The 21,060-nt window shown below is 63.7% G+C and carries 23 protein-coding genes and 2 pseudogenes; 12 read left to right on the plus strand and 13 right to left on the minus strand.

Going from position 1 to position 21,060, the window contains the following annotated elements; all coding sequences use genetic code 11:
- Both RM530_RS15385 and RM530_RS15390 read right to left on the minus strand, forming a co-directional pair.
- Positions 1-966 (minus strand): type I restriction-modification system subunit M (locus RM530_RS15385; RefSeq protein WP_311366143.1); only part of this gene is annotated, 966 nt, incomplete at its 3' end.
- Positions 967-998: 32 nt separating this feature from the next.
- Entirely contained in the window at positions 999-1,220 is a 222-nt protein-coding gene (locus tag RM530_RS15390) for an HVO_A0114 family putative DNA-binding protein (protein WP_311366144.1), read from the minus strand.
- Between the two features lie 238 nt (positions 1,221-1,458).
- Here RM530_RS15390 and RM530_RS15395 point away from each other — a divergent pair, with 238 nt between their 5' ends.
- Positions 1,459-1,836, plus strand: a complete 378-nt coding sequence (locus RM530_RS15395) for a hypothetical protein (protein WP_311366145.1) — start codon at positions 1,459-1,461, stop codon at positions 1,834-1,836.
- A 90-nt stretch (positions 1,837-1,926) separates the two neighbouring features.
- Here the strand turns inward: RM530_RS15395 and RM530_RS15400 are convergent, their stop codons facing one another.
- The 5 genes from RM530_RS15400 to RM530_RS15420 all read right to left on the minus strand — a co-directional run bounded on the left by RM530_RS15400 (position 1,927) and on the right by RM530_RS15420 (position 5,380).
- Positions 1,927-2,568: a glutathione S-transferase family protein gene (locus RM530_RS15400; RefSeq protein WP_311366146.1), complete on the minus strand. Its 642-nt coding sequence runs from the start codon at positions 2,566-2,568 to the stop codon at positions 1,927-1,929.
- Positions 2,569-2,743: 175 nt separating this feature from the next.
- Positions 2,744-3,475: an arsenical resistance protein ArsH gene (gene arsH / locus RM530_RS15405; protein WP_311366147.1), complete on the minus strand. Its 732-nt coding sequence runs from the start codon at positions 3,473-3,475 to the stop codon at positions 2,744-2,746.
- The gene (arsB, locus tag RM530_RS15410) at positions 3,472-4,536 is read right to left on the minus strand and encodes an ACR3 family arsenite efflux transporter (RefSeq protein WP_311366148.1); all 1,065 of its coding nucleotides are present in this window, start codon (positions 4,534-4,536) and stop codon (positions 3,472-3,474) included. Before arsB ends, arsH begins: the two co-directional genes overlap by 4 nt.
- Positions 4,533-5,054, minus strand: a complete 522-nt coding sequence (locus RM530_RS15415) for an arsenate reductase ArsC (protein ID WP_311366149.1) — start codon at positions 5,052-5,054, stop codon at positions 4,533-4,535. Before RM530_RS15415 ends, arsB begins: the two co-directional genes overlap by 4 nt.
- Positions 5,051-5,380 (minus strand): ArsR/SmtB family transcription factor, encoded by a 330-nt coding sequence (locus RM530_RS15420; protein WP_311366150.1) that lies wholly within the window; start codon positions 5,378-5,380, stop codon positions 5,051-5,053. Before RM530_RS15420 ends, RM530_RS15415 begins: the two co-directional genes overlap by 4 nt.
- A 155-nt stretch (positions 5,381-5,535) precedes the next feature.
- Here RM530_RS15420 and wrbA point away from each other — a divergent pair, with 155 nt between their 5' ends.
- From wrbA to RM530_RS15435, 3 genes are all read left to right on the plus strand, one after another.
- Entirely contained in the window at positions 5,536-6,135 is a 600-nt protein-coding gene (wrbA, locus tag RM530_RS15425) for an NAD(P)H:quinone oxidoreductase (RefSeq protein WP_311366151.1), read from the plus strand.
- A gap of 162 nt (positions 6,136-6,297) precedes the next feature.
- On the plus strand, positions 6,298-7,365 hold the full coding sequence (gene dinB, locus RM530_RS15430; protein ID WP_311366152.1) for a DNA polymerase IV: 1,068 nt from the start codon (positions 6,298-6,300) through the stop codon (positions 7,363-7,365).
- 122 nt (positions 7,366-7,487) lie between these two features.
- On the plus strand, positions 7,488-7,700 hold the full coding sequence (locus RM530_RS15435; protein WP_311366153.1) for a dodecin: 213 nt from the start codon (positions 7,488-7,490) through the stop codon (positions 7,698-7,700).
- A gap of 69 nt (positions 7,701-7,769) precedes the next feature.
- Here RM530_RS15435 and RM530_RS15440 read toward each other — a convergent pair whose 3' ends face one another.
- Positions 7,770-9,425, minus strand: coding sequence for an alpha-glucosidase (locus RM530_RS15440; RefSeq protein WP_311366154.1), 1,656 nt, complete (start codon positions 9,423-9,425; stop codon positions 7,770-7,772).
- A 325-nt stretch (positions 9,426-9,750) separates the two neighbouring features.
- Between RM530_RS15440 and RM530_RS15445 the strand changes: the two genes are divergently transcribed.
- The gene (locus RM530_RS15445) at positions 9,751-9,975 is read left to right on the plus strand and encodes a CsbD family protein (protein WP_311366155.1); all 225 of its coding nucleotides are present in this window, start codon (positions 9,751-9,753) and stop codon (positions 9,973-9,975) included.
- A 109-nt stretch (positions 9,976-10,084) separates the two neighbouring features.
- A complete protein-coding gene (locus RM530_RS15450) occupies positions 10,085-10,417 on the plus strand; it encodes a BON domain-containing protein (protein ID WP_311366156.1) in 333 nt (110 codons plus the stop codon).
- Between the two features lie 116 nt (positions 10,418-10,533).
- Here RM530_RS15450 and RM530_RS19055 read toward each other — a convergent pair.
- From RM530_RS19055 to RM530_RS15470, 5 genes and pseudogenes are all read right to left on the minus strand, one after another.
- A pseudogene (locus tag RM530_RS19055) lies at positions 10,534-10,737 on the minus strand (OPT family oligopeptide transporter); the annotation flags it as partial.
- Positions 10,723-12,453, minus strand: a pseudogene (locus RM530_RS15455) (OPT family oligopeptide transporter); the annotation flags it as partial. The pseudogenes RM530_RS19055 and RM530_RS15455, both read right to left, overlap by 15 nt.
- Before the next feature lie 253 nt (positions 12,454-12,706).
- Entirely contained in the window at positions 12,707-13,276 is a 570-nt protein-coding gene (locus RM530_RS15460) for a type 1 glutamine amidotransferase domain-containing protein (RefSeq protein WP_311366158.1), read from the minus strand.
- Positions 13,277-13,405: 129 nt separating this feature from the next.
- Positions 13,406-14,680: a cation:proton antiporter gene (locus RM530_RS15465; RefSeq protein ID WP_311366159.1), complete on the minus strand. Its 1,275-nt coding sequence runs from the start codon at positions 14,678-14,680 to the stop codon at positions 13,406-13,408.
- 135 nt (positions 14,681-14,815) lie between these two features.
- Positions 14,816-15,058 carry a hypothetical protein gene (locus tag RM530_RS15470; protein WP_311366160.1) on the minus strand — a complete coding sequence of 81 codons (243 nt, stop codon included), beginning with the start codon at positions 15,056-15,058 and terminating at the stop codon, positions 14,816-14,818.
- A 250-nt stretch (positions 15,059-15,308) separates the two neighbouring features.
- Here RM530_RS15470 and RM530_RS15475 point away from each other — a divergent pair, with 250 nt between their 5' ends.
- The 6 genes from RM530_RS15475 (at position 15,309) to RM530_RS15500 (ending at position 21,050) form a co-directional block, all read left to right on the plus strand.
- Positions 15,309-16,070: an SDR family oxidoreductase gene (locus RM530_RS15475; protein ID WP_311366161.1), complete on the plus strand. Its 762-nt coding sequence runs from the start codon at positions 15,309-15,311 to the stop codon at positions 16,068-16,070.
- Between the two features lie 100 nt (positions 16,071-16,170).
- Positions 16,171-17,319, plus strand: coding sequence for a transporter substrate-binding domain-containing protein (locus tag RM530_RS15480; protein WP_311366162.1), 1,149 nt, complete (start codon positions 16,171-16,173; stop codon positions 17,317-17,319).
- A 91-nt stretch (positions 17,320-17,410) separates the two neighbouring features.
- Positions 17,411-18,496, plus strand: coding sequence for a CNNM domain-containing protein (locus RM530_RS15485; protein ID WP_311366163.1), 1,086 nt, complete (start codon positions 17,411-17,413; stop codon positions 18,494-18,496).
- A 46-nt stretch (positions 18,497-18,542) separates the two neighbouring features.
- Positions 18,543-19,331, plus strand: coding sequence for a potassium channel family protein (locus RM530_RS15490; RefSeq protein WP_311366164.1), 789 nt, complete (start codon positions 18,543-18,545; stop codon positions 19,329-19,331).
- A gap of 93 nt (positions 19,332-19,424) precedes the next feature.
- Positions 19,425-20,597 carry a mechanosensitive ion channel family protein gene (locus tag RM530_RS15495; protein WP_311366165.1) on the plus strand — a complete coding sequence of 391 codons (1,173 nt, stop codon included), beginning with the start codon at positions 19,425-19,427 and terminating at the stop codon, positions 20,595-20,597.
- Positions 20,598-20,669: 72 nt separating this feature from the next.
- A complete protein-coding gene (locus tag RM530_RS15500; RefSeq protein WP_311366166.1) occupies positions 20,670-21,050 on the plus strand; it encodes a hotdog fold domain-containing protein in 381 nt (126 codons plus the stop codon).
- Positions 21,051-21,060 lie beyond the last annotated feature (10 nt).

A 21,060-nucleotide genomic window follows, 5' to 3' on the forward strand; every position in this document is an offset into this window, starting at 1 on the left:
GAGGTGCCAGTGGATGTGTTGCAGCCAGGCGTAGTTGGCGTTGCCCACCGGCGGCACGCCGAACTGCCAGCGCGGGTCGTCGCGCAGGCGGTCGCCGCCCCAGTCGGAGATGTTGAACGGCGGGTTGGCGAGGATGTGGTCGAAGCGCAGGTCGCGCAGTTCGTCCTTGTGGAAGCTGCCTTCGTTGTTCCAGCGGATGTCGGAGTCGATGCCGCGCACGGCCAGGTTCATCTTGGCCAGGCGCCAGGTGGTGTAGTTGCTCTCCTGGCCGTAGACGGCGATGTCGCCGAGGCGGCCGCCGTGTTCGAGCACGAACTTCTCGCTCTGCACGAACATGCCGCCGGAGCCGCAGCAGGGGTCGTAGACGCGGCCCGAATACGGCTCCAGCATCTGCACCAGCACGCGCACCACCGAGCGCGGCGTGTAGAACTCGCCGCCGCGCTTGCCCTCGGCACCGGCGAACTGGCCGAGGAAGTATTCGTAGACGCGGCCGAGCACGTCCCGGGACCGGTCGGCGCCTTCACCAAGCGCGATGCCGGAGATCAGGTCGATCAGTTCGCCCAGCATCAGCTTGTTCAGCGCCGGGCGGGCGTAGTCCTTGGGCAGCACGCCCTTCAAGGATTCGTTGTCCTTCTCGATGGCGCGCATGGCATCGTCGATGTGCTGGCCGATTTCCGGGCGCTTGGCATTGGCCTTCAGGTGCGACCAGCGGGCCTCCCTGGGCACCCAGAAGATGTTGTCGGCCAGGTACTCGTCGCGGTCCTCGGCGGCGTGCGAATCGCCGGCCAGCAGTTCGGCGTGGCGGGCCTCGAAGGTGTCGGAAATGTATTTGAGGAAGATCAGCCCCAGAGCGACGTGCTTGTAGTCGCTGGGTTCCATGTTGCCGCGCAGCTTGTCGGCGGCCTTGAACAGCTCGGCCTCGAAACCGAGGTTGCCGCCATTGTTGTTGTCTTTGCCGTTGGCCATGTGGGGATCCTATTGTTCAGTTGCGGAGCGGGTCAGTCCAGCAGCACGAGAAATTCGGTGGCCAGCGCCTCCGGGCGCACCGCGCGGGTGTCCGGGCTGCGGTGCAGCGTGACCAGGCCGTAGCCTTCCAGATTACGCAGCGAGCGCGACAAATTGCTGGCGGCGCGACCGGAGAGTTCGGCCTGCTCCAGTACCGTGCGGAGCTGCTGCTCCTGCATCAGGCGCAGCAGTGCCCGGTTTTCGTCCGACAGCACGCCGGCCAGCTGACGCCATGAGGCGAACCAGGCCGAGCCCTATTTATTTCTCGTCGTTCAGCCGACGCGTATCCGGACTTTCAGTCCGTAAATCACTAACCCACCGACTTCAGTCGCTGGTTGTTGAGTCACTCCGACCCTTTTTGGCCTGTCATTGAAAGAGGCTGGGATTTGGAAAGAGGCTGGGATTTGACAGCGCCGGGCCGTGCGCCGGACCATGGGCTGCGCTCGGCGGGCCGTGCCGCTGCTGATCGGCGCGCCAAGTGCCAACCCGGCGAAAAATAATCACGACCTGGAGAGCAGCATGACCTCGGCAAAACCAACCATCGTTCTCTACTTGCTGGCTTTTCTCGGCATCTTCATCTGGGCGGCCATGACCGACCCAAGCTTCGCCGGTTTCATGACGGTGGTGCGCGAACCCTGGGGGCTGGTAGTGTTCCTCGACTTCGTGTTCGGCTGTCTGCTGCTGTCCTGGATCATCTATTACGTCGAGGGCTCGGCGCGCGCGGCGCTGCCCTGGGCCGTGGCGCTCTTCATCATCGGCAATATCGTCGGCGCTATCTACTTGCTGATGCGGCTCGACCGTATCCGCCAGCGTTTGGCGGCTACCGCCTGAGGATCAAAAAAGGGTCGGAGTGAATAAAATACTTTTTTATTCACTCCGACCCCTTTTTGCGCCCCTTTTTGCGAATCGGTGTACTGGACATCAACCGGCGAGGCTTTTTAGCGCCTGGTCGCGATCGCGGTTGACCTGCTGCACCAATGGATTATTGTCCATCATCTGCTGCCAGTCGCGCAGGCCCTCAACCTCCGTGGCGAGATCAATGCCGTACGCTCGCTTCGCCACCATGTCGGCCAGATTCGCGGTGTAATACAGCATCAGGTCGGCTTGCGTCAGTTGTGCGCCGGCGGCATAGGGTGAAAATTGCAGCAGACACTTGAGCGCGGCCACGCCCTTTTCGAGCTCCGGCCTGACCTTGATCTTCAACTCTTCGCTCAGCGTTTCGCCGAAAAAGATGCCCCGATACAATTGCCGAGCGACGAGCTCCACATACAGCTCGATGGACTTGGATAGCTCGCGAACCTTGGCCCGCGCAAAATGTTCTTTCGGCAATAGCGCCTTGTCGGGATAGGCCTCATCGAGGAAATCGAGGATGACATTGGTTTCAGAAATAAACCCGTCAGGCGTCTGCAGGCAGGGGATCTTGCCCATGGGGCTTTTGGAGAGGTAGTCCTGTTCCTGGCTCGGCCGCATGATGATTTCTTCGAAGGCAAGGCCCTTGTGCAACAGCGCCAGTTTGACCATGTTGTAATAATTGCTTACCGGAAAACCGTAGAGTTTGAACATTTTATTCTCCTATCTGTTTGTTTTAAATAATTTTTATATATTATCGGGGCGGTTTAGACGGCGGGAGCGGTGCCGGATTTTTAAGTAATAAAAGCAATAAGGGGTCGGAGTGAATAAAATAAATACAGCCGATCCGTACTCTAACACTTCCTTACTTACTTCGCCCCCCTTTTTCCTATTCGGTCTGGGCTCTTGTGGCGGGGTCGGTTTGCGGTTCCACTGTCCTGCCGTCCTGCTTGCGTTCCGAGTAGCGATCGGTGAGCACCGAGGTGTGCGGCCGCAGCAGCACGGTGACGCGGACGAGTTCTTCCATGACGTCGACGATGCGATCGTAGTAGGCCGAGGGCTTCATGCGCCCGGCCTCGTCGAATTCCTGATAGGCCTTGGCGACGCTGGACTGGTTCGGAATCGTGAACATGCGCATCCAGCGACCGAGCAGGCGCAGTGTGTTGACGGCATTGAACGACTGCGAGCCGCCGGAAACCTGCATCACCGCCAGCGTGCGCCCCTGGGTGGGACGCATGCCGCCGAAGCTCAGCGGCAGATGATCGATCTGTGCCTTCATCAGTCCGGTGATCTGACCATGCCGTTCCGGGCTGCACCAGACCTGTCCTTCGGACCACAGTGAAAGTTCACGCAGTTCGTGAACGGCGGGGTGGTCGTCCTTGGGGGTTTGATCGGGCAGCGGCAGGTCGGCGGGATCGAAGATGCGGGTCTCGGCGCCGAGCCATTGCAGCAGTCGCGCCGCTTCCTCGGTGGCGAATCGGGAATACGAGCGCTCGCGCAGCGAGCCGTACAGCAGGAGGATGCGCGGTGCATGCGTTTCTGGAGCGGGCATCGACCGCGCCAGAAACGTCGGGTCCAGCGCCGGCAGTGTGTCGGGGGCGCTCAGCGTGCGCAATCTCATGTCGATAGTGTGGAAGCGGAGGGTGACGCCGGCCAGCGATCACGCAGACGCAGCGCCACATGTACCAGTGCCAGCAGCACCGGCACCTCGACCAGTGGCCCGATCACGGTGGCGAAGGCGACCGGCGAGGCGAGCCCGAAGCTGGCGATGGCCACGGCGATGGCCAGCTCGAAGTTGTTGCTGGCGGCGGTGAAGGCGGTCGCCGTGGTGCGTGCATAGTCCACGCCGACAAAGCGGGCCATCGCGAAGCTCAGCGCGAACATGATCAGAAAATAGAGCGCCAGCGGAGCGGCGATTCGCAGCGCATCCAGCGGCAGGCGCAGCACATCGCCACCCTTGAGGCTGAACATGACGATGATCGTCAGCAGCAGCGCGATCAGCGTCAGCGGCGCGATTCGCGGCACGAAATTCTGCTCGTACCAGGGCTGGCCACGCAGCCGCAGCAGCCATCGACGGCTCAGGTAGCCGGCGGCGAACGGAACGCCGAGATACAGCAGCACCGCCCCCGCGATCGTTTGGAAGGACACGTCCACGACACGGCCTTCAAGCCCGAGCAGGGGTGGCAAGGCGCCGAGGAAAAACCAGGCGTAGGCGCCGAAGAACAGGATCTGGAAGATCGAATTGAAGGCGACCAGCCCGGCAGCGTAGCTGCTGCTGCCGCAGGCGAGCTGGTTCCACACCAGCACCATGGCGATGCATCGTGCCAGACCGATCAGGATCACACCGGTCATGTAGTCGGGACGGTCTGACAGGAACAGCACGGCCAGCCCGAACATCAGGAACGGTCCGATCAGCCAGTTCTGGATCAGTGACAGCAGCAGCACGCGACGATCGGAAAAGACCTTCGACAGTTCCTCGTAGCGCACGCGCGCCAGCGGCGGATACATCATCACGATCAGGCCAATCGCGATCGGAATGTTGGTGCCGCCGATGCTGAGTCGGTCCAGTGCGGTTGGCAGCGATTCGAACAGGGTGCCGAGCAGCACACCCAAGGCCATCGCGGCGAGTATCCAGACCGTCAGATAGCGGTCGAGAAACGACAGGCGGGGGGGGGCGTTCATGTCAGCGTGGCGATCTCGCGCAGTGCGCCGGCGAGTGCGGCATGATCGCGTGATTCAAGGGGGAGCTGCGCGAAGGCCCGCAACCGTCGGAACAGGATGTCGTAGGCTTCGGTGAAGGCCGCCGCTTGCGCCTCGGCGCCGGCCACGGCCGCCGGGTCGGGCAGTCCCATGTGGACCTTCAGCGGCGCGCCGGGCCAGTAGGGACAGGTTTCGCCAGCGGCCTGATCGCAGACGGTGATGACGTAGTCCATGCGCGGCGCTTCGGGGCCGCTGAATTCGTCCCAGGACTTGCTGCGAAAGCGTTCGGTGGCGATGCCACGCCTGCGCAGTTCCGCCAGGGCCATGGGATGAACCTGACCTCGCGGGTGCGAGCCGGCCGACCATGCGTGGAGGCGTCCGTCCTTGCGGCCGAGCTCATTGAGAATCGCCTCGCCGAGTATCGAGCGTGCCGAATTGCCGGTGCACAGGATCAGGATGTTCACACCATCCCGTGGAATATCTTTGGAGGTTGGGTTCATGCCTTGGTGTCCTGGGTGGGCAGGCAGCCGGCGCCGCAGTCGGCGCCGTCACAGCAGTTTTCGAGCAGATAGGCCATCAGCGCGTTCATCGCCTTGAAATCCGGCGCATAGAAAATGCGCCGGCCGTCCGGGCTGGCGCGCAGCAGCCCGGAGCGGCTCAGTTCCTTGAGGTGAAACGATAGCGTTGCGGGTGCCATCCCGGTATTCGCGGCGATGTCGCCCACGCACAGGCCGTTCGGCCCGTTCTGAACCAGCAGGCGAAAGACCGCGAGCCGGTTTTCGTGGGCCAGCGCTGCGAGCTGGGTGACCGCGTCCTTAGATTCCATATTTCCAGAATTATTAAAATATTTTCGATTGTCAAGCTGTCTGCGCAACGAACGAGGCTGGCGCTGGCCGATTCATCGGTACGACAGCGCCGATGTGAAATACAGTGCCGGGGCGAGGTGGCTGTGCCGCCCGAAGAACCGCGAAGGAGACCTCAATGGCAAACGTACTGATCCTCTACTACAGCACCTACGGACACATCGAAACGATGGCCAATGCCGTGGCCGAAGGCGCCCGGTCGATCGGCGGCACTACGGTGGACATCAAGCGCGTACCGGAACTGATGCCGCCGGAGGTCGCGAAGAATGCCGGCGCCAAGCTCGACCAGGCGGCGCCGATCGCGCAGGTCGAGGAGCTGGCGAATTACGATGCGATCATCTTCGGTACGCCGACGCGCTTCGGCAACATGGCGTCGCAGATGCGCAATTTTCTCGACCAGGCCGGTGGGCTGTGGTCCAGCGGCAAGCTGATCGGCAAGCTTGGCAGCGTGTTCGTATCCACAGCCTCGCAGCACGGTGGTCAGGAAACCACGATCACCTCGTTTCATACCACGTTGCTGCATCTGGGCATGGTCATTGTCGGTGTGCCGTACAGTGAGCCGGGTTTGACGCGCCTTGACGAGATCTCCGGGGGGACACCGTATGGCGCGACCACCATCGCGGCCGGTGACGGTTCGCGCCAGCCCAGCGACAACGAGCTGGCGATTGCGCGCTTCCAGGGCAAGCATGTGGCCACGATCACGGCGAAGCTCGCCTAGTCGGCCAGGCTCTCGACAGCGGCAGGTATCGCCGAGAACGGCAGTCTCGGCGTACCGGCTTGTCGCGGGAGGAAAAATGGGCAGTACTGACCGGCTGCTGCCATTTGTGGGCTGGCGAGTGAATTAGGATGTGCTCCCGTCCCGAAAATTCGCCTGGAGTCGATGCGCAAAATCGTCCATATCGACATGGACGCGTTCTATGCCTCGGTCGAGCAGCGCGACGATCCCGCGCTGCGCGGGCGGCCCGTGGTGGTGGCCTGGCGTGGCGGGCGTTCGGTGGTGTGCGCGGCTTCCTATGAGGCGCGCGTGTTTGGCGTGCGTTCGGCGATGCCAGCGATTCGTGCCGAGCGGCTGTGTCCGGATGCAGTGTTCGTGCCGCCGGACTTCACGCGCTACCGCGCGGTGTCACAGCGAGTGCGCGAAATTTTTCTGCGCTATACCGATCGCGTCGAACCCCTGTCGCTCGACGAGGCCTATCTTGATCTCAGTGAGATTCGTACCGGGCAGGATTCCGCGACGGCTGTGGCGCAGCTGATCCGCGAACAGATTCGCGATGAATTGAATCTCACGGCCTCGGCCGGTGTGGCGCCGACCAAATTTCTGGCGAAGATCGCCTCGGACTGGAACAAGCCGGATGGCTTGTTCGTGATCCGCCCGGCGCAGGTGGATGCCTTTCTGCAGCCTTTGCCGGTGGGGCGTCTGCCCGGCGTTGGCAAGGTCATGAACGCTCGCCTCGAAGCGCTAGGGATCAGGACCGTGGGTGATCTCAAAAGCAGCGGTGCGAGTGCGTTGGAGCAGGCCTTCGGCCGCTACGGGCGGCGCCTGTATGAGCTGTCGATGGGCATCGACCGCAGCGAGGTGCAGCCCGACCGTCCGCGCAAATCGCTGTCGGCGGAGGATACGTTCGAGCGTGATTTGCCGATGTCGGAACTGGAATCGGCGATTCGGGTGCTGGCGGACAAGGTCTGGAAGGCCGCGGCACGCTCCGAGCGGGTGCCGCGCACCATCGTGCTCAAGCTCAAGACCAGTGACTTCCGCATTCTGACGCGCAGCCTGACGCCCGGCCGCTGGCCCCAATCGGCCGGCGAGTTCGCTGATATCGCCTGCCAGCTGCGCGAGCGTGTGGCCCTGCCGGACAGCACTCGTTATCGCCTGGTCGGCGTCGGACTGTCGAACTTCGAGGACGTCCCGCAGGCCGACGCGCAGGCGGATCTGTTCGGGCCGGATTGAAGCCCGGACCCGCTGTGTCCATCGGTGGTTCAGGCGGCGAGCGTTGTAATGACGGGGTGCACGGGCTCGAAAACGAATCACAAGATCGAGCCGACCGCATTCACGCCTTCAGGAGACAGACTATGCAACACGACCATACCTACAAGATCACTGAAATCGTCGGCTCGTCCAAGACCAGCGTCGAAGACGCCGTGCGTACCGCCATCGCGCGGGCCGGCAAGACCTTGCACGGCATGAAGTGGTTCGAGGTCGTCGAGACGCGCGGCTGGATCGATGGCGACCAGATCGGTCACTGGCAGGTCACGCTCAAGGTGGGCTTTGTGCTGGAAGGCTGAGCCTGTCCGATTGCCGCGCGCCGCAAAATGGCGCGCGGCGCTTCATCGATTTGCCTGAGGCTTGCCGCGTCAATGCCAGCTGTCAGGCGGCCGGCGTCCGAGGATGGCCGAACCGTAGGCGCCCAGATGCAGCACTGGCGGAATCAGGCGCCCCTGCAACAGCGGCTCGTGGCACAGGTGCCAGCCGCGCTCATTGATCGTGACTTCGGCAGGTTCGGTCGACAGATTGAACACGCATAGCAGTCGCTCCTCGTGTCGCCCGCGTTCGAACATCAGCACCGGCGGCGGTGAGCCGATCAGGCTCAGGGCGCCGCTGCGCAAGCCCGGCTGCGTCTTGCGCCAGTGCAGGAAGTGCCGATAGGCATTGAGCAGCGAGCCCGGATTCTGCTGTTGGCGGTCGACCGCGAGCGGAAGGTGCTCGGCGGGGATCGGCAGCCAGCTCTGGTCGCCGTCGCTGAAGCCGGCCGTATCGGCTTCGGCGCACCAGGGCATTGGTGTGCGGCAGCCATCCCGGCCCAGAATTTCGGGATAGTTCGCGATTCCGTAGGGGTCGCGCAGCTGCTCGAAGCTGAGCTGGGCCTGCGGCAGTCCCAGCTCATCGCCCTGGTAGATGCAGCAACTGCCCGGCAGACAGACCAGCATCGCCGCCAGCAGGCGGTCCAGGCGATGCTCGGTTTCCTCGTCATGCCGCCGATGCTGCGCCCAGCGACCCTTGAGTCTTGGAAAATCGTGGGTGCCGAAGGTCCAGCAGATGCGGTGGTCTTCGAACAGCTCCACGACCCGTTGCAACAGCTCGCTCATGGTCTGCTGGGTGAACGGTTCGTGGCTGATCAGCGACGCGTTGTAGGCCGTGTGCAGGCGCCGATTGCCACGCACGAAGTCGGCGGCACTGGCCAGCGTGTCTTCGGCGCTGGAAATTTCGCCCAGGGTGAACGTACCGGGGTAGCTGTCCATCAGCGAGCGCAGCTCGCCCAAGAGATCCAGGGTTTCCGGTCGGCTGACGGTGCCGCGGTTGATGTAGTCGAAGTAGCGATCGCGCGGCCCCGCGCCGGCGGGCCGCGGCACGTCCGCCGGGCGCCGCGGATTGTCGCGCAGGCTGCGGTCGTGGGTATAGAAATTGACGACATCGAGACGAAAGCCGTCGACTCCGCGGTCGAGCCAGAAGCGCGCCACCTCGTTCAGTGCCGCACGAACCTCGCGCTTGTAGAAGTTGAGGTCCGGCTGTTCGCTCAGAAAATTGTGCAGATAGTACTGGCCGCGCAACGGATCCCAGGTCCAGGCGCTGCCGCCAAAGGTGGCGCGCCAGTTGTTGGGCGGCCCGCCGTCGGGCGATGCGTCCGCCCAGACGTACCAGTCGGCCTTGGGGTTGTCGCGGCTGCTGCGACTTTCGACGAACCATTCGTGTTCGTCCGAGGTGTGATTCCAGACCTGGTCCATGATTACGCGCAGGCCCAGCATGTGCGCTTCGCGAACCAGCGCATCGAAATCGTCCATTGTGCCGAACATTGGTTCGATGGCCTGAAAGTCGGAAACGTCGTATCCGAAGTCGCGCATCGGTGACTGTACGAAGGGGCAGATCCAGATCGCATCCGCGCCAAGTTCCGCGAGATAACCCAGGCGCTCGCGTATGCCGTTGAGATCGCCGATGCCGTCGCCGTTCGAATCCCGAAAACTGCGTGGATAGATCTGGTAGATGACCGCGTCTCTCCACCAATCGGTTGTCATAAGCTCTCCTGAATCCCGGCAAGCGTTGCTCGGTTTGTCGAACGACCGAATCGACGGCTGCGAGCGCATCGGTCGGCATCTGCAGAACGAGCCGATCACGGCTCGAGCCTCAGTCTAGATCTGGCCGAGTAACCGCCGCTGAATGTCAGCTGCGTGACTCGGCTTCAGAGCGGACACGGCCCCCCCGTATCAAGCGGGCGAAAACTGCAATTTAGACAGAGTCTGGAAAATCCAGAGCGGTTCGGCCCCCGAATTCACGGCGAGTTCAGAGATTGACCGGCACAGTGAAGATGCCCTCGGTCGGGGGCGACCAGTGGAGATCGGCATGAACAGCGACATCCTCAAGGGCTCCTGGAAGGTGATGGGAGGGCGTCTCAAGAGCACCTGGGGCGCGTTGACCGACGACGACCTGATGCAGGTTCAAGGCAATTACGAGCGTTTGTGCGGGAAACTGCAGAGCAAGTACGGCCTGAATCGTGAACAGGCCGGAAAGCAGATCGACGAGTTTGTCGGCAAGTTCGAGCGCGACAATCGGTCCGCCCCACATTGACACTTTCGTCGGTCCGGATTCGCACTCGACATATTCGATTTTTCAAACAGAGCCGCCCGAGATTCCACGGCTCGACCTCGCCAATGAGAAACCAAAGGAGACACATCTTATGAAGTCCGATACCAAGACCCTGTTGCTCGCCGCCGTTCTCGGTGCCTCGGTGCCGATGGCCGTGATCGCCGGCGATGACTACAAGGACAAATCCACGATGGAGAAGACCGGCGACTATATTTCGGACGCTGCGATGACCGCCAAGGTGAAGGCCGCGCTGGTGGCGGAGGACGATCTCAGCGCGCTGGATATCGACGTCGAGACCGATCAGGGCGTGGTCACGCTCAGCGGCATGGTCGACAACGATGCGCAGGCCGAACTGGCCGAGCAGAAGGTCGAGGAACTCGACGGCGTCAAGGGCGTGAACAACAAGCTGGTTGCCAGCGACTAGCCCGATTCCGTGCGAATTCTCAGTATCTTGAGAATTCCGGAAGAAAAAACCCCGCCGGAACGATTCCGGCGGGGTTTTTCATGTCCGCTGATGAGGCGGGGCAGGGCCCATCGCGCTCAGGCCTGTGCGCGTGAGGACACCCGATAGAGCAGCCAGGCGATTACGGCCAGTATCAGGAGCCCCAGCCACTGACCGAAGTGCAGGGCGTCCGGCAGGGCCAGCACGTCGGCACTGCCGGCCAGCACGATCGGAATCGCAATGAAGATGCCCATCAGTGCCTCGCCGGTGATCAGGCCGGCGGCGAACAGGGTGCCCTTGCGGGTGGCGGCTTCGGCGCGGGCTTCGTCCTTGCCGGCGCGTCGTGTGATCGCCCAGTTGAGCAGGCCGCCGAGGAAGATCGGCACCATCAGCTCCAGCGGCAGATAGATGCCGATGGCGGCGGCCAGCACAGGCACCCGAAAGTTGGCTCCGCGCGCCTTGAGAATCTCGTCCAGCACGATCAGGGCCGCGCCGATGCCGGCGCCGACGGCGATCGTGTTCCAGGGCAGTTCGCCACCGAAGATGCCCTTGGCCACGGAGGCCATCAGCGTGGCCTGCGGCGCCAGCAGCGGATTCGGATGCTCGGCGGTCGGGGTACCGATGCCGTAGGCGGCGGCGAGCAGGTTCAGCACGGGCGCCATCACCAATGCGCACGAGAACGCGCCCACGGCGAGCATCGCCTGCTGACGCCACGGTGTGGCGCCGACGATATGGCCGCATTTGAGGTCCTGCAGGTTGTCGCCGCCGACACAGGCGGCGCAACAGACCACGGCGCCGATCATGATGGCCGCCACCGGGCCGATTTCGGAGCCCTTGCCGAGCAGCATCAACAGCACCAGCGCGGCGAACAGAATCGTGGCGATGGTGATGCCGGAGACCGGATTGTTCGACGAACCGACCAGGCCCGCCATGTAGGCCGAGACCGAGACGAACAGGAAGCCGGCCACGATCATGATCACGGTCATCGGAATGCTGACGGTCCATGAACCGACGATGGCCTGATAGAGGCCGGCCAGCGGCAGCGTGAACAGCACCAGGCCGATGAGGATGTACTTCATCGGAATGTCCTGCTCGGTGTGCGCGACCGTCTTGCCGACGTTGTCGCGTGCCACCGCCAGACCGCTGCGAATGCCCGAAACCAGCGACTTGCGCAGCGAGATCATGGTCCAGACGCCGCCGATCAGCATCGCACCGACGCCCAGATAGCGGATTTGCGCCGACCAGATCGCGCCAGCCGCATCGGCGGCACTGGCGCCGGCCAGTGCGCCGGAAAGCTGCGCGTTGCCGTCCAGGAAGAAGGCCGAATAGATCGGAATCGCGATGTTCCAGGAGATCACCGCGCCGGACAGGCAGACGATGCCGATGTTGAGACCGACGATGTAGCCGACGCCGAACAGGGCCGGCGACAGGTTGGTGCCGAAATAGGCGATGCCCTTGCCGACCCAGGCCGAGGCTGCGGCGGTATCCGGAATCAGGCGCAGACCGCTGCCGGCGGCGAGCTTGACCAGACCGCCGAGCAGTGCGGAACCGGCCAATACCTTGACGCCCTGACCGGGATTCTCGCCGGTCTTGAGCACTTCGGCCGCAGCCTTGCCTTCGGGGAAGGCCATGTTCTGGTCGACGATCAGCGAACGACGCAACGGCACCGAGAAGATCACGCCGAGCAGACCGCCGAGACCGGCGATGGCCATGACCCAGGAATAGCGGAAATCGTCCCAGTAGCCGAGGATGATCAGCGCGGGAATCGTGAAGATCACGCCGGCGGCGATCGAGGAGCCGGCCGAGGCGCCGGTCTGAACGATGTTGTTTTCGAGGATGCCGCCGCCGCCCAGCAGGCGCAGCACCGCCATCGAGACGACCGCGGCCGGAATCGCGGATGCGATGGTGAGCCCCGCGAACAGGCCGAGATAGGTATTCGCCGCCGCCAGCACCACCGCCAGCACGATGGACAGCAATACGGCACGAATCGTCAACTGTGCTTGAGCGATGTCGCTCATGTACGGATCTCCCCCAAAGAAACGAAAAGAAATGGCGCCGGCAGAGCGGCGCCTATGGGGGAGAGAATAATCGCAAAGCCGGGTTCAGGTTAGCGTGAATCACGCACTGCGTGATGCCGACCGACCCTCGCCCGCTTGCGGGAGAGCGGTGGGTGAGGGGAACGGCCGCAGGCGATTCATTGTGCGGGGTGGCGCTTGCGCCATGGCCGTTATCCCGGCGTTCCGGTCTGCTGCGACAGGCCGGTGGCGTCGTTCAGTGGACCGCTTCTTCCTGCCCGGCGTGATAGCCCTCCGCGATTTCCTCGACCAGCTTGCTGCAGAAGGCGGCCAGATCCTTGGGCGTGCGGCTGGTGATCAGACCTTCGTCGACCACCACTTCCTGATCGACGACGCGGGCGCCGGCATTGGCCAGATCGCGATGGATCGAGTGCACGGCCGTCATCTTGCGGCCTTCCACCACCCCGGCGTTGATCAGCAGCCACGGCCCGTGACAGATTGCGGCCACCGGCTTGCCTTCGTCGAAGAATTCGCGCGTGAAGCGGATCGCTTCGTCGTTGGTGCGAAGCTGGTCAGGGTTGAACAGGCCGCCGGGAATCACCAGCGCGTCATAGTCCTTGGCGCGGGACGAATTGACCGGCTGGTCCACGCCCACCTCCTGGCCTTTTTCGAAGTGTTTGAAGCCCTGAATCTTCCCGGATTCCGGTGAAACTATGTCGACTCGCGCCCCCGCATTCTGCAAGGCCTTGCGCGGCTCGAACAGTTCGGACTGCTCGAAACCGTGTGTGGCCAGAATCGCGACTCGCTTCCCGTTCAGATCTGCCATGTCGAATCTCCTTGGGTTGTCGGTCGTGGCGTGTGACCGGGCGGTCTGCCCGGTCACGTTCCGGCGCTATGCTCGCACCCTCCGCTGATCTTGAACTGAATCGCTTGGGCCTATTTTTGTTCAGCTTGTTCAGTTATTTGCATGACTTTTCGCATCAGCCTCCGAACTGCCGCCGAGTCCCAGACGGCGCACCAGCGGTGCCACGGTGAGCGCCTGCACCAATATGCTGAACACCACCACGACATAGGTCGTGGCGATGATGCGATGACGGCCCGGAAAGTCCGGCAGCGACAGCGCCAGCGCCACCGAGATGCCGCCGCGCAGGCCGCCCCAGGTCAGCATCTTCACGGCATGCGGCACGAAGCCGCGCCACAGGCGCAGCGCCGAGATCGGCAGGCCCACGCTGATCAGGCGCGCCAGCAACACGATCACGATGGCGACCACACCGGACTGGATATGCGCGCCGGTCATCGACAATGCGATGACCTCCAGGCCGATCAGCCCGAACAGCATCAGGTTCAGCAGTTCGTCGATCAGATCCCAGAACGAGAACAGGTGGTGGCGCGTGGTTTCCGACATCGCATGCGACTTGCCGCGATTGCCGATGATCAGGCCCATCAGCACCACCGCGATCGGTGCCGAGGTGTGCAGCTGCTCGGCCGCGGCGTAACCGGCGGTGGTCAGCGCCAGCGTGATCAGGATTTCCACCGCATAGCTGTCGATGCTGCGCAACAGTACGAAGGCCAGGTAGCCCAGCACCACGCCGACGATGATGCCGCCGATCACTTCCTCCACCAACAGCATTGCGACTTCGCCTGGCGACACGGCGTGCCCGCCGGTAGCGATGCCAAGCAAGGTGATGAACACGACCACGCCGATGCCGTCATTGAACAGGCTTTCGCCGGCAATCTGCGTTTCCAGGCTCTTGGGTACGCCGGCCTTGCGCAGGATGCCGAGCACCGCGATCGGGTCGGTCGGGGAAATCAGCGCGCCGAACAGCAGGCAGTGGATGTACGACAGCTCGGCGCCGAGCCAGTGCGTCGCGTAGTAGAACGCCGTGCCGACCAGCGTCGTGGAGATCAGCACGCCCAGCGTCGCCAGCGGCAGGATTACCCACTTCTCGCCCTTGAGATCGCTGAAGTTGACGTGGAGGCTGCCCGCGAACAGCAGCATGCCGAGCATGCCGTGGAATACGATTTCGGTGAAATCCAGTTCGTTCAGCGTGGTCTGCGCCCAGTGCGTCCATTCAGGGTGCTTGTTGCCGACGATCGCCATCAGCACCGACAGGATCAGTCCGACGGCGGTGATGCCGATCACGTCCGGCAGCTTGACGAAGCGTGCGTTGAGATAGCCGCAGACGGCGACCAGGGCGATCAGCAGACTGACGGCGTTGAACAGGGACACGGGCGGACCTTTGGGGAGCCTTGGAGCGATCAGCTTAGCGTTCAAAAAAGGGGCCGGAGCGCGATCGCGTCGCTCCGGCCCTGCGGCGAAGGGTTCCGGATCAGGCCATTGGCGCATCCGGAATGACGGACGGGTTCACACGCAATCGAAGATCGCGACCTTCTCGTCGTCCACCTCGTTGACATTGCGCATCTTCGCCGACTTTCCGAGACCGGAGCAGTACTCCATGGCGTTCTGGGTAACGGCGCTGAGAGAATTGTCTTCGTAGGTGAATGTGACGCTATCCGGGGTCGGATTGAGCTTGGTGGGCTCGGATCCACATGCGCTGAGCAGCAGCATTGGGGCGAGCATCGAAATCGACTGCATGAATCTTGACATTGCGAATCTCCTGGGGGGAGGGATCAGCCCTGACCGGACTGGCGCCGCCATTGATAGCCGCTAGCCGTGAATCATTGCTGAACTCTGGACGGACAGCGGCACGGGCCGTTCCGTCGAGGCCAATCGGCGCCGATGCCGCATTCCAGCGTCGTTTGGTCTGTCCGCGACAATGCTGAGCGCCTGTGGTTCAGGTGTTGCCGCTATCATTGGGCGCTGTCCCACACATTGAAGACCCACGCGCGTGGCTGAGTTGAACCGATCTCCATTTTCGCTGGCCTCGCGTGTTGCCCTGGTCACGGGCTCGGCCGGCGGACTTGGCTACGAAATCGGGTTCGCCCTGGCACGAGCTGGCGCCAAGGTCTATATCCACGGTCGTGATGTCAAAAAGCTCAAGGCGGCTGCGCGTGGCTTCGCGCAGCAGGGCTTGATGGCGACTCCGGTGGTCTTCGACCTGGCCGATTCGCAGGCGATCGATTCGGCGATCGCCTCGATCGCCGGGCGTGAAGGACGCTTCGACATTCTCGTCAACAACGCCGGTACGCGCGATCGGCGCGGTCTGTCAGAGCTGGATTCGGACGCGGTACGGCGCGTGCTGGAAATCGATCTGGTGGCGCCGTTCCAATTGTCGCGCTGTGCCGCACGGCACCTGCGCAGTGGTGGCCGCATCATCAACATCACCTCCATCGCCGGCCCGATTTCGCGCAGCGGAGATGCCGCCTATACCGCCGCCAAGGGCGGCCTCGAAGCGCTGACGCGAGCCCTGGCCGCCGAACTCGGTGCCCAGGGCATCACCTGCAATGCCGTGGCGCCGGGCTTCTTCGCGACCGCCGCCAATGCCGAGATGCTCGCCGACGCCGATCTGGACGACTGGTTGCGCCGCCGCACCTCGCTGGGGCGTTGGGGCAGGCCCGCTGAAATCGCCGGTGCCGTGGTGTTTCTGGCTTCCGAGGCGGCGTCTTACGTCACCGGCCAAGTCATCGCCGTGGACGGCGGTTATCTCGCGCACTTTTGAGCCGGCGGTGCCTGCGCGTGCCGGACAGCCGCTCGGCAGGGTTTTGGCGCGTGGCCCGCTCGGGTTATGGTCGGTGGCCCGAAACCACCAGGGAACCTGCATGACGCACTTCGCAAGAAGGTTGGCCGTCGGCTTGGCTCTCCTCGCCGCCTCGCCAGTCTGGGCCCAGGACGGCCAAGCCTCAGCCACTGCTTCCTCCTCCGAAAGCACGGCTGCCGCTGAAGCCGAAAATTCCAGCGCTGAGTCCACCGCAGACGTATTGAAAGTGGGTGTTCGCCAGAACCCACCGTTCGTGATTCGATCCGACAACGGTGATTTCGACGGCATCGCCATCGAGCTGTGGAACCAGATTGCCGACGATCTGGGCATGGACTTCGAATACCTTGTCGCCAGCGACGTCGGCGCTTTGCTGCAGGGCTTGGGCGAGGGGCGCTATGACCTCGGCGTCGGGGCGCTCACCGTGACCGCCGCCCGCGCAGAGGCCGTGGACTTCACGCAGCCGTTCTACCGCGGCGGCATCGGCATCGCCACGCGTGAGGAACGGGGCCTGCTGCATGCCTTGGGTGCCTTGGTGTCGCTGGACTTCCTCAAGGCGATTGCTGCACTGATGGTGGTCCTGCTGCTGGTCGGGGTGCTGGTCTGGCTGTTCGAACGTCGTCGCAATCCGGAACAGTTCGGCGGTTCCACGGCACAAGGCATCGGCGCGGGCCTCTGGTGGTCGGCGGTCACCATGACCACGGTCGGCTATGGCGACAAGGCGCCGGCCTCGTTCGGCGGTCGTGTCATCGGTCTGGTCTGGATGTTCGCCAGCATTATCACGATCAGCGGCTTCACGGCGGCGATCGCCTCGTCGATCACGGTCGGGCGGCTCACCACGCAGGTGAGCGGTGTGAGCGATCTGCCACGGGTTCGCGTCGCCTCGGTGGCCGGCTCGACCAGCGAGGACTTCGCGCGCGGCGAGGGGCTGGCGATCGCCTCGGTCGCCGACCCCGCAGAAGCGCTGCGCCGCCTGAGCACGAATCAGGTCGACGCCGTGCTGTACGACGCGCCGATTCTGCAGTCCCGTATTTTTCGACAGAAACTGGACCGGTTGACCGTGCTGCCGGAGCTGGTGCGCGAAGAGGACTACGCGCTGGCGCTGCCGCGCGATTCACGTCTGCGCAAACCGATCAATCAGGCCCTGCTGCGGGTTACCGAGGCGCCGCAGTGGCAGGAGACGCTGGACCGGTATCTGGGCGCGCAGCGCTGAAGACGCCGGAAGGGCGGGCTCAGCCCGCGTACGGGTACGTGGCACTAAGTTTGGCCGCTTCGATCCTGTTCCCGTCCGAGCCGCGCCGCACATGACACTACTGCTGCTGTTTCTGCTGCTGGCGCTGGCGACCTCGTTCGCCTGTTCGCTGTGGGAGGCGGTGCTGCTGTCGATCACGCCCAGCTTCGTCTCCGAACAGCTCGCCAGCGGACGCCGAGGCGCCGGTCTGCTGGACGCACTCAAACGCGATATCGAGCGTCCGCTGGTGGCGATCCTGTCACTCAACACGATCGCCCATACGATTGGTGCGATTGGTGTGGGCGCGCAGGCCAACAAGCTGCTTGGCAGCGGCGGCGTGCGGATATTCGGCTACAGCCTGCACTACGAGGCACTGGTTGCCGCCGGCATGACGTTGGCGATTTTGATTGTGTCGGAGATCGTGCCCAAGACGCTCGGTGCAAACCACTGGAAGCGTCTGGCGGTGCCCACGGCGCTGTGCCTGCGGCCTCTGGTGACGGTGCTGTTCCCGCTGGTCTGGTTCGGGCGCATGCTGACGCACTGGCTCAGTCGCGACGGCGCCGAATCGGTATTCAGCCATCGCGAATTTCTGGCGATGAGCGAACTCGGACTGCAGGAAGGCCGGCTCGGCGAGGAGGAATATCGCGTCATTCAGAACCTGCTGCGTTTTCGCGAACAGCGCGTGCGCGAAATCATGACGCCACGCACCGTGGTGATTGCGGCCGATGCCGACGAGACCGTGACGCAGTTTCTGGAACGGCGACCGCGCCTGCAATTCTCGCGCGTGCCGGTGTATCGCGGCAGCGTCGACAGCGTGATCGGCATGGTCATGCGCAAGGATCTGCTGGCGGCCAAGGCCGAAGGGCAGGGCGAGGTCGCGGTGGCGAGCCTGCAGCGCGAGGTCATGATCGTGCCGGACCTGATGGTGATCCCGCGCCTGCTGCGCGAACTGGTGGATCGGCGCGAACAGCTGGCCGTGGTGGTCGACGAGTACGGCGCCTCGGTCGGTGTCGTGACCTTCGAGGACGTGATCGAGGAGTTGCTGGGTCTGGAAGTGATGGACGAGTCCGACCGTGTGGGCGACATGCAGGAACTGGCGCGGCGCTCCGCCCGCCGTGCTGGCAGCCGCGCGGCGCGGGGGGAATCGCATGAATCGTAGCGATCCGCCAACAGGCCCCGGCGAGCCCGCGGGTACACTGCCGCCCATGCCGAATACTGGAAATACCGTGCGGGACCGTGTGCGCTACTGGGTCGACCCCTACGTCGGCGTGCAGGCGACGCCGCCTGCCTGCACGATGCTGGCCCTGGACGTGGCCATGATCGGCTTTTTCATGCTCACCACTTTCCTGCCGCGTTCGCCCTGGCTGACCTACGCGGACTACGCGCTCGGCGGGCTGCTGGCGGTGGAGTGGGGACTGCGCCTGTGGGTCGCACGCGACCGTCTGGCGTTCTTCTCGCGGCCGCTGGTGCTGGTCGATCTGGTGGTGGTGCTGTCGCTGCTGGCGCCGAGCCTGACCGAGAACTTCGCGTTCCTGCGGGTGTTGCGCGCGATGCGTCTGCTGCGTTCGTATCATGTACTCACGGTGCTGCGCACGCAGTCGCGCTTCTTTCGGCGGCACGAACTGGTGATCTTCAGCGCCACGCATCTGCTGGTCTTCGTGTTCGTGGTGTCGGCTGCGGTCTACGCCTTGCAGGCGCGCGTCAACGATCAGATCAACAACTATGTCGACGCCTTGTACTTCACCGTGACCACGCTGACGACGACGGGCTTCGGCGATATCGTCATGGTGGGCCCGGCCGGACGCCTGCTGTCGGTAGTCATCATGATCGTCGGGGTGTCGCTGTTTCTGCGCCTGATCCAGGCGATCTTCCGGCCGCCGCATGTGAGCCACGAATGCCCGGACTGCGGGCTGACCCGTCATGACATGGATGCCGTGCACTGCAAGCACTGCGGCTTGCTGCTGCACATCCGCACTCAGGGCGCCAACGAGTAGCCACCGCGCTGCAGTGGCGCCATCTCAGCTTCGATACAGTCGTTACCTGCCAAGATCGGCGCCCCTGGTCACAAACTTGCCTGCCAATCCCGAATGGATGATCGCATCGAGCAATTGGCGCAGTCGCTGGACGCTGCGGCACACCCCGCTATCGCGACGATCCTGACGGCCCTCGGCATCGCCGTTGCCGCGGCGCTGTTCGGGCAGTTGCTGTATTTCATCGGACGCCGCGTACTGCGCGAGACCAGCCTCACCCGCGCGATGATGATGCGTGCCGCCAGGCCGATGAGCCTGGTCTGGCCGCTGGTGGCGCTGCTGGTGTTCTGGGATGCCGCGCCCGGCGAATTTGCCTGGATGGGGCTGGTGCAGCACATCACCACGCTGTTGCTGATCCTGTTTGTGACCCTGTCCGGCGCCGGCTTCGCGCGCGGGCTCGGTGACCGGGTGCTGCAGGCCACCGAGCCGGACATCAAGCGCGGCGAACTGAGTGCCCGTCGCATCTATACCCAGGCGCAGCTGTTGACGCGCATGGCGATCTTCGGGGTCTGCGTGATCGGCGTCGCAACAGCCCTGATGACCTTCCCCGGCGTGCGCCAGCTCGGCGCGAGCCTGCTGGCCTCGGCCGGCGTCGCCGGCATCGTCATCGGCTTCGCCGCGCGGCCGGTGCTGTCGAACCTGCTGGCCGGCATACAGATTGCACTGACCCAGCCGATCCGCCTGGAGGACGTGGTCATCGTCGAAGGCGAATGGGGCTGGATCGAGGAGATCAAGGCCACCTACGTGGTCGTGCGCATCTGGGACGAACGCCGCCTGGTGCTGCCCCTGCAATGGTTCATCGACCACCCGTTCCAGAACTGGACGCGCTACAGCTCGCGCCTGATCGGTACGGTGTACTGGTGGGTCGATTACCGCATGCCGCTGCAGCCGATCCGCGACGAAATCAAGCGCGCCTGTGAGGGCGCACCCGAATGGGACGGGCGTCTTGCGATGTTGCAGGTCACCGACAGTACCGAGCGGGCAATCCAGTTGCGGGCTCTGGTCACGGCGCCGGACGCGCCGCGCGCCTGGGATCTGCGCTGCCGCGTACGCGAAGCCGTGATCGACATGATCCAGCGCGACTATCCGGACTACCTGCCGCGCCTGAGAACCGAACTTCATGCATCGTCCTCGGCGACGGAGCCGCCGTATCCGGAGGGCGACGGGCCGCAGCGGCTAAGTCCTGAACTGCACACTCCGCCGCCGGACCGACCGCTGCCGGAGGCCTGAGCGAAGCGGGAATCTGCATCGTTCGGGCACGGTGAATTGGATTTTCCGATCTTTGCACCGTGTGAGCCTGCCATGTCCGAATCCGTTCCGAGCACGCTTGCCCTGTTTCGTGGTTTCGCGGCGGTGCCGATGGGGCGCCAGTTGTTCACGCCTGCGATCTGCCTGAAGGCGCCCTATTTTTCGAGCATTCATCGCCTGGTGAAGGAAATGCGTGCGCAATACGCCGAAGCGCATATTCGCAAACGCTGCTCCGTCACCAATCATCTGGGCACCGTGTACGCCATTGCGATGTGCAACATGGCCGAACTGGCCGCCGGCATGCTGATGGAAGCCACCGTGCCGGATAGCCATCGCTGGATTCCCAAGGGTATGAGTGTGGAGGTCAGCGACACCGCCGGTCAGACCGTATTCCGCGCATCGATTAAGATGTGGGTGTCCCCGAAGAAGAAGTGAGTCGCAGCTG

It is taken from the genome of Banduia mediterranea (genome assembly GCF_031846245.1).
In the GTDB taxonomy this organism is placed as follows: domain Bacteria; phylum Pseudomonadota; class Gammaproteobacteria; order Nevskiales; family Nevskiaceae; genus Banduia; species Banduia mediterranea.

What these genes read in the sequence shown, in the direction of transcription:
- RM530_RS15400 (WP_311366146.1), bottom strand. Translation starts at nt 2,568, where the DNA reads ATGTTCAAACTCTACGGTTTTCCGGTAAGCAATTATTACAACATGGTC.
- arsH (WP_311366147.1), bottom strand. Translation starts at nt 3,475, where the DNA reads ATGAGATTGCGCACGCTGAGCGCCCCCGACACACTGCCGGCGCTGGAC.
- arsB (WP_311366148.1), bottom strand. Translation starts at nt 4,536, where the DNA reads ATGAACGCCCCCCCCCGCCTGTCGTTTCTCGACCGCTATCTGACGGTC.
- RM530_RS15415 (WP_311366149.1), bottom strand. Translation starts at nt 5,054, where the DNA reads ATGAACCCAACCTCCAAAGATATTCCACGGGATGGTGTGAACATCCTG.
- RM530_RS15420 (WP_311366150.1), bottom strand. Translation starts at nt 5,380, where the DNA reads ATGGAATCTAAGGACGCGGTCACCCAGCTCGCAGCGCTGGCCCACGAA.
- wrbA (WP_311366151.1), top strand. Translation starts at nt 5,536, where the DNA reads ATGGCAAACGTACTGATCCTCTACTACAGCACCTACGGACACATCGAA.
- dinB (WP_311366152.1), top strand. Translation starts at nt 6,298, where the DNA reads ATGCGCAAAATCGTCCATATCGACATGGACGCGTTCTATGCCTCGGTC.
- RM530_RS15435 (WP_311366153.1), top strand. Translation starts at nt 7,488, where the DNA reads ATGCAACACGACCATACCTACAAGATCACTGAAATCGTCGGCTCGTCC.
- RM530_RS15440 (WP_311366154.1), bottom strand. Translation starts at nt 9,425, where the DNA reads ATGACAACCGATTGGTGGAGAGACGCGGTCATCTACCAGATCTATCCA.
- RM530_RS15445 (WP_311366155.1), top strand. Translation starts at nt 9,751, where the DNA reads ATGAACAGCGACATCCTCAAGGGCTCCTGGAAGGTGATGGGAGGGCGT.
- RM530_RS15450 (WP_311366156.1), top strand. Translation starts at nt 10,085, where the DNA reads ATGAAGTCCGATACCAAGACCCTGTTGCTCGCCGCCGTTCTCGGTGCC.
- RM530_RS15460 (WP_311366158.1), bottom strand. Translation starts at nt 13,276, where the DNA reads ATGGCAGATCTGAACGGGAAGCGAGTCGCGATTCTGGCCACACACGGT.
- RM530_RS15470 (WP_311366160.1), bottom strand. Translation starts at nt 15,058, where the DNA reads ATGTCAAGATTCATGCAGTCGATTTCGATGCTCGCCCCAATGCTGCTG.
- RM530_RS15480 (WP_311366162.1), top strand. Translation starts at nt 16,171, where the DNA reads ATGACGCACTTCGCAAGAAGGTTGGCCGTCGGCTTGGCTCTCCTCGCC.
- RM530_RS15485 (WP_311366163.1), top strand. Translation starts at nt 17,411, where the DNA reads ATGACACTACTGCTGCTGTTTCTGCTGCTGGCGCTGGCGACCTCGTTC.
- RM530_RS15490 (WP_311366164.1), top strand. Translation starts at nt 18,543, where the DNA reads ATGCCGAATACTGGAAATACCGTGCGGGACCGTGTGCGCTACTGGGTC.
- RM530_RS15495 (WP_311366165.1), top strand. Translation starts at nt 19,425, where the DNA reads ATGGATGATCGCATCGAGCAATTGGCGCAGTCGCTGGACGCTGCGGCA.
- RM530_RS15500 (WP_311366166.1), top strand. Translation starts at nt 20,670, where the DNA reads ATGTCCGAATCCGTTCCGAGCACGCTTGCCCTGTTTCGTGGTTTCGCG.